Genomic DNA, 12790 nt, shown 5'->3' on the forward strand with positions numbered 1-12790 from the left:
GAACAGTCCGGCTTTTTCTTATCCATTGCCCGTTCTCGTGCGAGTTTTATCCAATCTGTTGATAGTCAAATAAAACCTACCTGATTACAACAAATATACAAAAAAGCCAGCTAATTCGCAATACTTTGTGTATGAATTAGTTGGCTAATTTTATACTATTTACTGAATGTCCCTTTTTACATACACGAAACTACAAAATGCCTTAATCATCTGCCAGGAGGAACAAATTCACTTTAGGAATCTTCTGTATCACCTCCGAGCCTCTTTCACTCCACCTCCAAGCCTCATTGATATTGTCTCCGAGCCTCTTTGTTGCAGCCGAAGAAAGTAGAGATAACAGTTGACAATAATATATCAATTGTCCTTTCCTGCAATCTCACACAGATCAGCCACCATCTCAACATGCCATTGCTCCAAGCAGAAACGAATGTCTAACTGAGTCCTTCAATCAATCCGTCCACTATGTCAATGTGGTCCGCCTGTGGTACTTTCGGCAGACCAGGCATCCGCAGAATTTCGCCAGCAATGGCCACAATCATCTCCGCACCATGGTTCACCACAATGTCTTTGATGTGAAACTCAAAATTGTCCACCGCCCCATAAATTTTCGGATCGGCCGAAAAGGAGTATTGCGTCTTGGCTATACATATCGGATAGTGCGTAATGCCCATCTGTTCAATCAGCTTCAACATCTTACGTGAATGGATGCTGTAAGTCACCACACTGGCTCCATATAGATTGCAAGCCACTTTCTCTATCTTGCGCTCCACGCTGTCGCTCTCTTCGTAAGTGAAGGCCAGCGGCTTGGAAGGATGTTGTTCAACAGTGTCTACTACCAAGCGCGCAAGTTCTTCAGCCCCCTCACCTCCTTTCATAAAGGCATTGTTTACGGCAAAACCTACGCCCAGCTTCTCTTCGCAGTGACGGCGTATCATTTCCACCTCCTCATCAGTATCACTGGCAAAACGGTTGAAAGCCACCACTACTGTTTGACCGAACGAACGAAGGTTGCGCACATGCTTGTCCAAATTGCCGAAGCCTTCACGCAGTCCTTCCATATTAGGTTCTTTGATGCGTTCCAGACTTACCCCGCCGTGCATCTTCAAGCCTTGTGCCGTTGCTACGATAACAGTCAGTTTGGGCTGCAAACCACTCTTGCGACACTTGATGTTATAGAACTTCTCCGCACCCAGGTCAGCTCCGAAACCAGCCTCAGTCACCACATAGTCACCAAAGGTCATGGCCATCTTGGTAGCCAGAATAGAATTGCAACCGTGGGCAATGTTGGCAAACGGTCCGCCGTGTACAAAAGCTGCCGTTCCCTCGGTAGTCTGCACCAGATTGGGGTTGATGGCATCCTTCAACAAGACAGTAATGGCTCCTGCCACTCCCAGTTCCTTTACTGTGAATGGAGTGCCGTCGAAACGGAAACCAAGAATGATATTCTCAACCCGACGGCGCAGGTCATCGAGGTCGCTGGCCAGACAAAGGATGGCCATGATTTCCGAAGCGGGCGTAATATCAAATCCTGACTCCTGAGGCACACCGTTGGTACTCGGTCCCAATCCCGTCACAATGCTCCGCAACGAACGGTCGTTTACGTCCAACACACGCCGCCAAATAATCTCCTTCAGTCCGAAACCGTCCGCCTGATGCTGGTAGAGATAATTGTCCAGCAAAGCCGAAATCATATTATGGGCAGAAGTAATGGCATGGAAATCGCCCGTGAAGTGAAGATTGATTTTCTCCATGGGCAACACCTGGGCATAGCCACCTCCGGCCGCCCCACCCTTCATGCCGAAACAAGGACCCAGCGACGGTTCGCGCAGAGCCACGATGGTTTTCTTGCCTATCCGGTTCAGTCCCAAAGCCAGCCCGATGGAGACAGTCGTCTTACCGATACCCGTCTTTGTAGCCGTAATGGCTGTGACCAATATCAGATTACTTTTCTTCACCCGCTCCTCGTCTATCAGGTGTACGGGAATCTTGGCTATATAGCGGCCGTAGTTCTCCACCTCTTCGCGGGGAATCCCTACGCTTTCGGCCACCTGCTTGATTTTCTTCAGCTCAATGCTTCGAGCTATTTCTATATCAGATTTCATAAAATATACTTACTGCATTTTTTACACAACAAAAAGTGCCTACAACACTCCCTTCGAACTGGGAAGTTCGTAGTGGTAGATGTCGCGCCGGACAGCCATCTTGAGCGCACGGGCCAGGGCCTTGAAGATGCCCTCTATCTTGTGGTGCTCGTTCTGCCCCTCGGCCTTGATGTTGAGGTTCATGCGGGCAGCGTCGCTCAGTGACTTGAAGAAATGGAGGAACATCTCGGTGGGCATGTCGCCTATCTTCTCGCGCTTGAAGTCGGCATCCCACACCAGCCACGGGCGGCCGCCAAAGTCGAGGCATACTTGGCAAAGGCAATCGTCCATGGGAAGGGCGTAGCCGTAGCGTTCGATGCCCCGCTTACTGCCCAGGGAGCGGTAAAGGCATTCGCCCAGCGCCAGGGCAGTGTCCTCGATGGTGTGGTGTTCATCAACGTGCAGGTCGCCCTTGACGCGGATGGTGAGGTCCATGCCGCCGTGCTTGCCTATCTGCTCCAGCATGTGGTCGAAGAAGCCGAGGCCGGAGCAGATGTCACACCGGCCGCTGCCGTCCAGGTCGACGGCCACAAAGATGTCGGTCTCCTTGGTGGTGCGGCGCACCTCAGCCCGCCGTTCGCCCGCAAAGAGGAACTCGGCCACCCGGTCCCAGTCGGTAGTGGCCAGGGCACAGACCTGTTCCAGCCCCTCGCAGGCTGCCTGTCCGCCTTCAGAGAGAGGTTTCAGGGCGGTGGTGTCCGCCTGAAGGAAGATGGCGCGGCAACCCAGGTTCTTGGCCAGCTCCACGTCGGTGGGACGGTCGCCGATGACGAAACTGCCCGCCAGGTCGTATTCATCAGGGTTCATGTACTTGCCCAACATACCCGTGCGGGGCTTGCGGGTGGGAGCATTGTCGGCGGGCATGCTGCGGTCTATGCAGATGTCGTCGAAAGTGATGCCCTCGCCCTCCAGCGTCTTCATCATCAGGTTATGGGCGGGCCAGAAGGTCTCTTCGGGGAAGGAAGAGGTGCCCAGCCCGTCCTGGTTGGTGACCATGACAAACTCGAAGTCGAGCTTGCCGCGTATGAAACCCAGGTTGCGCATCACCTTGGGGTAGAACTCCAGTTTCTCCAGCGAATCCAGCTGGTAGTCGACGGGCGGCTCGATGACCAGCGTCCCGTCGCGGTCTATAAACAATACTTTCTTCATGGTGTGTTTTCTCTCTTCAGTCAATCAGTCCTTATACTTCTTCAGTGCCTCTATCAGCTTGGTGTTCTCCATCCGGGTGCCCACCGTGACGCGCAGGCAGTTGCCGCAGAGGGAGACGGAGTTGCGGTTGCGCACAATGATGCCTTCGCCCACCAGGTAGTTATAGATGCGGACGGCATCGGTGACGCGCACCAGGAAGAAGTTGGCGTCAGAAGGGAACATCTTCACCGTGCAGGGAAGGGCGGCGAACTGCTCCTCCAGGTCCTTGCGCTCCTCCTTCAGGGTCTTCACCCAGCGTTCTATCTCGTAGTAACGGTGGAGCATCTCCAGGGCCTGCTGTTGCGTCAGCTGGTTGACATTATAGGGATACTTGATTTTGCTGAAGATGCCGATAATCTCCGGCGAAGCGAACGCCATGCCGAGGCGGATGGCCGCGCATCCCCAGGCTTTGGAGAAGGTCTGGAAGACAATCAGGTTGGGATGCCTGTCCAGTTCGGCCAGGAAGGTCGGCTGTTCGGAGAAGTCGTTGTAGGCCTCGTCCAGCACCACCAGTCCGTCGAAGCGGGCCAGCAGCTTCTCGATTTCCCCGCGTGAAAGGTCGTTGCCCGTGGGGTTGTTGGGCGAGCAGAGGAAGATGAGCTTGGTGTGCGCGTCGGCAGCGGCCAGCAGCTTGTCGGCCGAGAACTGGAAGTTGTCGTCGAGCAACACCTTGCGGTACTCCACGTCGTTCACCTCGGCACAAACCTGATACATGCCGTAGGTGGGGTCGATGGCCACCACATTGTCCACACGGGGCTCGCAGAAGGCACGGTAGACGAGGTCGATGGCCTCGTCGCTCCCGTTGCCCAGAAAGATGCGGTCGGGCGACACCTTCTTGACCTTGGCAAGCTCGGCCTTGAGCTCGGTCTGCAAGGGGTCGGGATAGCGGTTGTGCGGACAGTTGTAGGGGTTCTCGTTGGCATCGAGGAAGACGGATGCGGCAGCTCCCTTATATTCGTCGCGTGCCGAAGAATAGGGCTTCAGTCGCCAGATGTTCGGCCGGGTAAGTTCTTGAATGGTTTTCATTGCGGGATGGTGATTATAGGGTTAAGATTCTTGCTTGATGGCCGCCAGCCGCAGGGTAACGGCATTCTTGTGGGCATCCAGGTGCTCGTTGGCCGCCATTGTCTCGATGGCAGGGCCTATGCGGCGGATGCCTTCGGGCGTAATCTCCTGGAAGGTAATCTTGCGGATGAAGCTGTCAAGGCTGACGCCGCTATACGCACGGGCATAGCCGTTGGTGGGCAGGGTGTGGTTGGTGCCCGACGCATAGTCGCCTGCACTCTCGGGCGAGAGGGAGCCCAGGAAGACAGAGCCGGCATTGACCACACGGGCAGCCACGGACAGGTAGTCGGCGGTCTCCACAATGAGGTGCTCGGGGGCATAGGCATTGGTCAGGGCGAGGGCTTCGTCCATGTCGCGCACCAGGATGAGTTTGCTGTTCTCCAGCGAGCGGGCGGCAATCTCCTTGCGGGACAGGAGGGCCAGCTGCCTCTCCACCTCGGCCTTGACGGCCTGCTGCAAGGCTTCGGAGATAGTCACCAGCACAGCCTGGCTGTCCACTCCGTGCTCGGCCTGACTCAGCAGGTCGGCGGCCACGAAGGCGGGATTGGCCGTTGCATCGGCCAGGACTTCCACCTCGGAAGGGCCGGCGGGCATGTCGATGGCCACGTCGCGCAGGCTGACCAGCTGCTTGGCGGCGGTGACATACTGGTTGCCGGGGCCGAATATCTTGTAGACGCGGGGCACGCTCTCGGTGCCGTAGGCCATGGCGGCGACGGCCTGGATGCCTCCGGCCTTGAAGATGCGGTCTACTCCCGCCACACGGGCGGCGAAGAGCACGGCGGGATGCACCTTGCCGTCACGGCCGGGAGGGGTGCAGAGCACAATCTCGCCACATCCGGCTATCTTGGCCGGGACGGCCAGCATCAGCACGGTGGAAAAGAGGGGAGCCGTGCCGCCGGGAATGTAGAGCCCCACCTTCTCGATGGGCACCGCCTTCTGCCAGCAGGTCACTCCCGGCTGGGTCTCCACCTTCCGTCCCTCGAAGCGCTGGGCGGCGTGGAAGGTCTCAATGTTGGCCTTGGCCAGCCGGATGGCGTCTTTCAGTTCGGGGCTGATGAGGGCTTCGGCCTCGTCCAGCTCGGCGGCACTGACGGCCAGGGCCTGTAGCCTTACTTTGTCAAACTGCTCTTCATAGTCCAGCACGGCACGGTCGCCCTCGGCCTTCACACGGCCGATGACGGTGCGCACGGTGTCGAAGAGGCTCTCCGTGTTCATCACAGGGCGCTTCAGGATGTCGGCCCATTGCGACTTGTCGGGATAGTTTATCAGTATCATAATCGTCTGCCTTTATACCTTATATATATATACTACACACACTTTCACTCTCAGATAATCATCTTCTCGATGGGGAGCACCAGGATGCCTTCGGCGCCCAAGGCCTTCAGCTTGCCGATGATTTCCCAGAAGCACTTCTCGTCCAGCACGGTGTGGACGGAGCACCACCCTTTCTGTGCCAGCGGCATCACCGTGGGACTCTTCATGCCGGGCAGGACTGCGACAATCTCCTCCAGCTTTTCCTCCGGCGCGTTCATCAGCACGTATTTCTTGTCCTCGGCCGTCTTCACCGCGTCCATGCGGAAGAGCAGTTCGCGGAGTATCTCCTTCTTCTCGTCGCAGAGGTTCTTGTTGCCGATGAGCAGGGCTTCGGACTTCATCACCACTTCCACTTCCTTCAGGCGGTTGCTCACCAGCGTGGAGCCCGAGCTGACGATGTCGAAGATGGCGTCGGCCAGCCCGATGCCGGGCGACACCTCGACGGAGCCCGTGATGACGTGTACGTCGGCCTTCACGCCCTGCTCCTTCAGATACTTGCCCAGAATGCCCGGATAGGAGGTGGCTATCTTCTTCCCCTCGAACCACTGCACGCCGGGATAGTCGATGTCCTTGGGCATGGCCAGCGAGAGGCGGCACTTGCTGAAGCCCAGCCGCTTGACGATTTCGGCGTCTTCGGCCCGCTCCATGAACTCGTTCTCACCCACGATGCCGATGTCGGCCACGCCGGTAGCCACCGTCTGCGGGATGTCGTCGTCGCGCAGGAACAACACTTCGATGGGAAAATTGGAGGACTGCACCAGCAGCGTGCGCTTGGTGGCGCTCAGCTTGATGTCCGATTCTTCGAGGAACGACATGGTTTCGTCGTAAAGGCGGCCTTTGGCCTGTACTGCAATTCTTAGTAACATTGTATTTTCTGAGTTTTTAATGATTAATCCGGGTTGAAAAACAAAAACGAGACTTGCCCGAAAACATCGGTAAGCCTCGTTTCTCTATGCCATTCCATCGCATACACACGCTCATCTGCCCACCGATTGTTCGTCAGGTCCGTGATGATGGTGATGTGCTGCGATGTTCTTCATTGTTCTCTTCTTTCTTGTTTTGAATGCGACAAAAGTAAAGCATCCGTTTGAAACTTCCAAAATATTATCACAAAAAGTTTGATTTTTCTTTCAGAATACCGTCCGGCACCCGCCCGGAGGTTTCAATCCGGGGACACGCGCCCGCCGTTTTCAGAAGGGCGGCTGCACGTCTTCCTCCTCCACGTCGCAACGGCGGAAGAACATCTCCTTCTCCGCTTTCTCCGGCGAAAAGGTGAAATAAGTACATACGGCCTCCGTACACAGTTCGCCAGCCCGGTTGAAAAGGCGTGCGTCCACCACCACCAGGTTGCGCTTCTGCTCGCGGACGGAGGCCCGAAGGACCAGGTACTCGTCGTTGGTGGACACCGACTTGCGGTAGCGCGTTTCCATCCTGGAGGTCACCCCCGTGGTCTGCAGCCTGCGCAGTATCACCCACGCACATATCTCGTCCAGCAATACCGCCTGGATGCCGCCGTGCAGGGTGTTGAACCATCCCTGATACTCGGGACGCGGACGCCAGTAGCAGACCACCTCGTCGCCGTCCTCGTAAAACTCCATCTTCACTCCCGCCTCGTTGCACGGAGCACACCCGAAGCAGTTATACCCTTCCATGTCTTTCCACGGATTCACTATCTTCTTCATATCGCATACCGGTTTTATACGGCGACAAATGTAGCAAAAAGTTATGTTATTTTCCCATTCCCGAAAAAACAAGTGCGGGAATTGGGTGGAATTGCAGGTTAATGCTACTTTTGCCAGCAGTTCGCCAACCGACGACATGCAATTCATTCATCATACATGATATCTATTATGAAGAACAATCCCCCGAAACCCAAACGCAGACTCGCCTTGCTGCTGCAGGCACTGCTCCTGCTGGCACCCCTCGGCGCGGGCCACGCACAGGAAAACATCTTTACCGTCGACCAACCCGACTACCAGAAAAGCCCCTACACCGGCATGACGCGCAAGCACTGGATTGAGGCCGGGGAATACCTGCTGAAGGGCGCCTTCGGCTACGTCCACTCGCTGGACGACCAGATGGACTTCCCCAAACAGCTGGAGAAAACCTATCCGCGGGGCGAGAACGACGCCCCCGTGGCCAAACTGGAGGCCCTGGCCCGCACCCTCTTCGTGGCCGCGCCCCTGCTGCGCGAAAACCCCGACCTGGAGCTGAACGGCATCCGGGTGGCCGACTACTACCGACACCAGCTGGCCGCCATCCCCAACCCGCAAAGCAAGAGCTACATTCCCCACCGCAAGGGAGGCCCCAGCCAGACCCTGCTCGAACTGGGCTCGCTGACCATCTCGATGAAGGCGGCGCAGGAAGTGCTGTGGAACCCGCTGACGCAGGAGCAGAAGGACGCGCTGGCCGCCACCCTGCTGAGCTACGGCGAGGGACCCACCATCGGCTCCAACTGGATGTTCTTCAACGTGTTCATCCTCAGCTTCCTGAAAGACCAGGGCTACCAAGTGAACGAGGAATACCTGGAGTCCAACCTGAAAAAGCTGCTGGAGCGCTACCGCGGCGAGGGATGGTACAACGACGCGCCCGCCTACGACTATTACAGCGCATGGGCTTACCAGACCTACGGACCCATCTGGGCCGAGATGTACGGCCGGAAGCAGTTCCCCCAATACGCCGAGCAGTTCCTGAAGAACCAGCAGGACATGGTGCCCAACTACCCCTACCTCTTCAGCAAGGACGGCCGCATGAACATGTGGGGACGCAGCATCTGCTACCGCTTTGCCGCCACCGCCCCCCTGGGCCTCTACGAATATGCCCCCGGCAGCCAGGCCAACTACGGCTGGATACGCCGCATCGCCTCGGCCACACTGCTGCAATTCCTGGAGGACCCGCGGTTCCTGGAAGACGGCGTGCCCACCATGGGCTTCTACGGACCCTTTGCCCCCGCCGTGCAGATATACAGCTGCCGGGGCAGCGTCTACTGGTGCGGCAAGGCCTTCCTGAGCCTGCTGCTGCCCGAAAGCTCGCAATACTGGTCGGCCACGGAGAACAACGGCCCGTGGGAGAAGGAGCTGAAGAAGGGCCACGTCTACAACAAGTTCCAGCCCGCCACCAACCTGATGATAACCAACTACCCCAACAGCGGCAGCTCGGAGATGCGCTCGTGGTGCCACGAAACCGTGGCCGGCGACTGGCAGAAGTTCCGCAGCTCGGAGAACTACAACAAGCTGGCCTACAACACGGAGTTCCCCTGGATGGCCGACGGCCCCGACGGCGAGGTCTCCATGAACTACGCCACCCTGAACCGCAAGGGCCAGTGGGAAGTGCTGCGCCTCTACACCTTCAAGAGCTTTGACGACGGCATCTACCGCCGCGACGCCGTGCTGGAGACCGACAGCACCGCCCGCTACCAGCTGGCAGACATTCCCCTGCCCGACGGCATCCTGCGCATCGACAAGGTCAGCGCCGGCCGGCCCACCGAGGTCCGACTGGGACACTACACCCTGCCCTGCCCCGACCAGGGCATCCGCACATCGACCGCCAAGGCAGGCCCCTGGGAAGCCACCCTCCTCTCCGACGGCGACTACGAGCTGGCCATGATACCCCTGGCCGGCTGGGACCGGGTCATCACCCTGCAGCCCGAAGGCCTGCACCCCGTCAGCCCCAAGTGCGGACTCATCATGGCCACCGACCGGCTGAAGGACAGCGAGGTGTACGTCACCCTCCAGCTGTGGAAGAAGCTGGGCAAGGACGGCGTGAAAGGCCGCAAGTACCTGCGCCCCGTCAAGTCGGTGGAAATCTCGGCCGACAAGACCCTGGTGACCGTACGGCTGGCCTCGGGCGAGACCAAGACCGTCCGCTTCGAGTAGGACGACAACCCCACTGGGCAGAAGCGCAAGGCTGTACGCCCGGCAACAAGAGGTGCCAAAATAAGTGCTGGTATCTGACTCCCCTCCTTCCGGCAGGAGGAGAGTTTCAGATACCTTTGTTTTGGCCCCCCCTCTTGTCTGTCTGCCTGCCTGTCCCATCCCGTCAGAGCCACTCCCCGCATCAGGCAGCCGGATGGCCGCGCCGCGGAGGCATGCTTCCAGAAAGCAAGCAGCCTGTACGCCATAACGGGCAGGCGCACTGCCCGCATCGGGCAATCCACCTGCCCACACCGGGCAAGCCGCCTGCCCATTCATGGCACGCCGGCCGCGCACCACAAACAGGTATATCCCCAGAAGGGGGAAGGCATGGATAGAGAAGAAAAAGAAGGCCCGGGGAGCAGAGAAAGGTCGCCCTCAGAAGCGGTAGGTGCAGTTCAGGCCCACGATGTTCCGGCTGGCGGCGGTGTCCCACTGGCGGCAATAGAACAGGTCGCCGTGCCACTTACCGGCGATGGGAAAGCCGAAGCCGCCCCGATAGCGCATGCGCTTCACGCCGAAACGCTCGCCGCCCTCCAGGCCGTTGAACATCTCCACCGAGACATACGGCTCCCACGGGCAGGAGGGGATGGCGTAGGCCAGCTTCAGGCGCGAGCGCAGGCAGAACTCGTCGTCCGTCCGGTCGAAGGTGTGCTGCAGGCGTTCGCGCAGCGAGACCTTCCACTGCCGCCAGCGGGCAGAGAGCAGCCCGTCCAGATAGTAGCGGTGGCGCAGCTTCCAGCCGTCGGCGCCGCGGTTCATGCAGTGCAGCTCGTAGGCCCCGCCCAGCCTGAGGAAGGGCAGCACGGTGCAGGCGGCCCCCACGTCCAGCCCCCAGCGGTCGGTGCGGCTCAGGTCGTCCTTCGTCCGCCACTCCAGGCCTCCCGCCAGCCTCCACGCCGGGTTCAGCCGATATTCCGTCCCGGCCTTCAGCCACGAGGTCCAGTCGCCCTCCTGCGCCCTCAGCGGGCTGCAGAACAGCGTCAGGGCGGCCAGCGCCCCTGCCAATCCGATGGTTGTACACTTTGTCCGCAACATACCTTGTCTTCCTTTCCACGTCGGGGCCTGACACCGGCCGCCGCTTTTCAATGCGATTTCGTAAAGATACAAAATAAAACGGCAAACACGCGCTGCCTGTTTGCCAAAATAACAATTGAAGTCCGGTTATTCTTGCCCGCGCGCCCTGTTTTTTTCGGCGACGGGCGCGGAAAGCCCATGGAGACGACGGGAGGTTCCGCCGACCGCCGGAACCGATACGACAAAAGGGGATGCATCGACAAACCGATACATCCCCTTTACTTCTGCGTATGAGCGGAAAACGAGACTCGAACTCGCGACCCCAACCTTGGCAAGGTTGTGCTCTACCAACTGAGCTATTTCCGCATACCCAACTTTTCATAAAAAAATGAAGTGCCCAGAACAGGACTCGAACCTGCATGCCTCTCGACACACGCACCTGAAACGTGCGCGTCTACCAATTCCGCCACCTGGGCAATTCATCCGCACTATTTGCGGTGAGCGGAAAACGAGACTCGAACTCGCGACCCCAACCTTGGCAAGGTTGTGCTCTACCAACTGAGCTATTTCCGCATTCTTCGATGGCTTGTGAAGAGAAGGAGACTCGAACTCCCACGACATAATTGTCACTACCCCCTCAAAGTAGCGCGTCTACCAATTCCGCCATCTCTCCAACAACTCTTCTCAAATCAAAGAACCAATTCATTACCTAGGGTGCCCAGAACAGGACTCGAACCTGCATGCCTCTCGACACACGCACCTGAAACGTGCGCGTCTACCAATTCCGCCACCTGGGCAAATTAGGTAATGCAATCAATTGAGCGGAAAACGAGACTCGAACTCGCGACCCCAACCTTGGCAAGGTTGTGCTCTACCAACTGAGCTATTTCCGCGATTGCGGTTGCAAAGGTAGGCAAAATCCTTAAACCTGCAAACATTCTGCCTACTTTTTTCATCCGCTTTTCTCACTTTCTCCGGAGGGCAGAGGCTACCCCGCTGGATTTCAGCTCATTCTGTCGCGATAGTCTTCGTAAGAAAATTGCCTGAAGACGCGCGCCTGGCCGTCTTGCGTCCATAAAGCGATGGCCGGATGGTGAATGCCGTTGAACATATGGGTCTTCACGGTCGTGTAATGAATCATATCCTCGAACACAATCCGCTCCCCTACCTGCAGCTCATGGTCGAAACTCCAGTAGCCTATATAGTCGCCGCTGAGGCAGGAATTGCCTCCCAAGCGGTAGACGTATGGTCCCTGGCTGCCCATCTCCGCACCGCGGACTGCGGGTTGGTAGGGCATTTCCAGACAGTCGGGCATGTGACACGTAAAACTAACATTAAGGATGGCTGTACGTACTCCTTTATTCTCGACCACGTCCACTACTTCCGAAACCAATACACCTGTCTGCCATGTAAATGCCGACCCCGGTTCCAGGATAATGCGTAAATGAGGATAACGGGCATGGAGCCCTCGCAACAGGCCGATGAGGTGCTCTACATCATAATCCTTACGGGTCATCAAATGCCCTCCACCCAGATTCAACCACTTAATTTGAGGAAACCAGTGAGCAAATTTAGCCTCCAAATGAACCAAAGTATGTTCTAATTCATAAGAGGAAGACTCGCAATGGCAATGGCAGTGAAAACCTTCAACCCCCTCAGGAAGCACCTCAGGCAGCTGGTCGGACATCACACCAAAACGAGTTCCGGGAGCACAAGGGTTATAAAGCTCAGTAGCAATCTCGGAATACTCCGGATTGATGCGTAAACCGCAAGATATATCATTGCCGCTGGCTTCCACCATGGGATAGAACCGGGCAAACTGGCCTAAGGAATTAAACGTAATATGACTGCTGCAACGCATGATTTCCGGAAAACCCGCTTCGGTATAGGCAGGCGAATAGGTATGAGCCTTACTACCGAACTCCTCCAAGGCCAAACGCGCTTCGTAAACGGAACTAGCGGTAGAATGCTCTATATACTCCCTGAAAATAGGAAACGAACGCCACATGGCAAACGACTTGAATGCCAAAATAATTTCAACCCCGGCACGATCGGCCACACTCTTTATCAACGTAAGGTTATTCCTTAATAACTCCTCCTCCATAATATAACAAGGAGAAGGAAAAAGAGAAAAATCTATCATGAATTATTTAG

At 57.0% G+C, this 12790-nt stretch carries 9 protein-coding genes and 6 tRNA genes; 1 reads left to right on the forward strand and 14 read right to left on the reverse strand.

Features of this window, described 5'->3' with window-relative positions:
- Positions 1-431 precede the first annotated feature (431 nt).
- From Q1Y74_RS04525 to Q1Y74_RS04550, 6 genes are all read right to left on the reverse strand, one after another.
- Positions 432-2102, reverse strand: coding sequence for a formate--tetrahydrofolate ligase (locus tag Q1Y74_RS04525; protein WP_300812552.1), 1671 nt, complete (start codon positions 2100-2102; stop codon positions 432-434).
- A gap of 39 nt (positions 2103-2141) precedes the next feature.
- Positions 2142-3290 (reverse strand): bifunctional histidinol-phosphatase/imidazoleglycerol-phosphate dehydratase HisB, encoded by a 1149-nt coding sequence (hisB, locus tag Q1Y74_RS04530; protein WP_300812553.1) that lies wholly within the window; start codon positions 3288-3290, stop codon positions 2142-2144.
- A 24-nt stretch (positions 3291-3314) separates the two neighbouring features.
- Positions 3315-4355: a histidinol-phosphate transaminase gene (gene hisC / locus Q1Y74_RS04535; RefSeq protein WP_300812554.1), complete on the reverse strand. Its 1041-nt coding sequence runs from the start codon at positions 4353-4355 to the stop codon at positions 3315-3317.
- Positions 4356-4376: 21 nt separating this feature from the next.
- On the reverse strand, positions 4377-5669 hold the full coding sequence (gene hisD, locus Q1Y74_RS04540; protein ID WP_300812555.1) for a histidinol dehydrogenase: 1293 nt from the start codon (positions 5667-5669) through the stop codon (positions 4377-4379).
- Positions 5670-5719: 50 nt separating this feature from the next.
- Entirely contained in the window at positions 5720-6574 is an 855-nt protein-coding gene (gene hisG, locus Q1Y74_RS04545; protein ID WP_300812556.1) for an ATP phosphoribosyltransferase, read from the reverse strand.
- A gap of 324 nt (positions 6575-6898) precedes the next feature.
- Positions 6899-7390, reverse strand: a complete 492-nt coding sequence (locus Q1Y74_RS04550) for a PaaI family thioesterase (protein ID WP_300812557.1) — start codon at positions 7388-7390, stop codon at positions 6899-6901.
- Between the two features lie 168 nt (positions 7391-7558).
- On the opposite strand from Q1Y74_RS04550, the gene Q1Y74_RS04555 reads away from it, so the two are divergent.
- Complete coding sequence (locus tag Q1Y74_RS04555) at positions 7559-9583, forward strand: DUF2264 domain-containing protein (protein WP_300812558.1); 2025 nt, start codon at positions 7559-7561, stop codon at positions 9581-9583.
- A gap of 414 nt (positions 9584-9997) precedes the next feature.
- Here the strand turns inward: Q1Y74_RS04555 and Q1Y74_RS04560 are convergent, their stop codons facing one another.
- The 8 genes from Q1Y74_RS04560 to nspC form a co-directional block, all read right to left on the reverse strand.
- Positions 9998-10657 (reverse strand): DUF2490 domain-containing protein, encoded by a 660-nt coding sequence (locus Q1Y74_RS04560; RefSeq protein WP_300812559.1) that lies wholly within the window; start codon positions 10655-10657, stop codon positions 9998-10000.
- A 272-nt stretch (positions 10658-10929) separates the two neighbouring features.
- Positions 10930-11002 (reverse strand) — tRNA-Gly (locus Q1Y74_RS04565).
- Between the two features lie 28 nt (positions 11003-11030).
- Positions 11031-11112: transfer RNA gene (locus Q1Y74_RS04570), tRNA-Leu, on the reverse strand.
- A 24-nt stretch (positions 11113-11136) separates the two neighbouring features.
- Positions 11137-11209 (reverse strand) — tRNA-Gly (locus tag Q1Y74_RS04575).
- Positions 11210-11225: 16 nt separating this feature from the next.
- Positions 11226-11309 (reverse strand) — tRNA-Leu (locus tag Q1Y74_RS04580).
- Positions 11310-11351: 42 nt separating this feature from the next.
- Positions 11352-11433 (reverse strand) — tRNA-Leu (locus Q1Y74_RS04585).
- A 23-nt stretch (positions 11434-11456) separates the two neighbouring features.
- A tRNA-Gly gene (locus tag Q1Y74_RS04590) sits at positions 11457-11529 on the reverse strand.
- Between the two features lie 110 nt (positions 11530-11639).
- Complete coding sequence (gene nspC / locus Q1Y74_RS04595; protein WP_300812560.1) at positions 11640-12779, reverse strand: carboxynorspermidine decarboxylase; 1140 nt, start codon at positions 12777-12779, stop codon at positions 11640-11642.
- Positions 12780-12790: the final 11 nt, after the last annotated feature.

Origin of the sequence: uncultured Bacteroides sp., assembly GCF_949298305.1 — a bacterium.
Taxonomy (GTDB): domain Bacteria; phylum Bacteroidota; class Bacteroidia; order Bacteroidales; family Bacteroidaceae; genus Bacteroides.

Bases quoted from the DNA above. Each gene is read 5' to 3' on its own strand.
- Q1Y74_RS04560 (WP_300812559.1), bottom strand. From the start codon at position 10,657: ATGTTGCGGACAAAGTGTACAACCATCGGATTGGCAGGGGCGCTGGCC.
- hisC (WP_300812554.1), bottom strand. From the start codon at position 4,355: ATGAAAACCATTCAAGAACTTACCCGGCCGAACATCTGGCGACTGAAG.
- nspC (WP_300812560.1), bottom strand. From the start codon at position 12,779: ATGATAGATTTTTCTCTTTTTCCTTCTCCTTGTTATATTATGGAGGAG.
- Q1Y74_RS04550 (WP_300812557.1), bottom strand. From the start codon at position 7,390: ATGAAGAAGATAGTGAATCCGTGGAAAGACATGGAAGGGTATAACTGC.
- hisD (WP_300812555.1), bottom strand. From the start codon at position 5,669: ATGATACTGATAAACTATCCCGACAAGTCGCAATGGGCCGACATCCTG.
- hisB (WP_300812553.1), bottom strand. From the start codon at position 3,290: ATGAAGAAAGTATTGTTTATAGACCGCGACGGGACGCTGGTCATCGAG.
- Q1Y74_RS04525 (WP_300812552.1), bottom strand. From the start codon at position 2,102: ATGAAATCTGATATAGAAATAGCTCGAAGCATTGAGCTGAAGAAAATC.
- Q1Y74_RS04555 (WP_300812558.1), top strand. From the start codon at position 7,559: ATGAAGAACAATCCCCCGAAACCCAAACGCAGACTCGCCTTGCTGCTG.
- hisG (WP_300812556.1), bottom strand. From the start codon at position 6,574: ATGTTACTAAGAATTGCAGTACAGGCCAAAGGCCGCCTTTACGACGAA.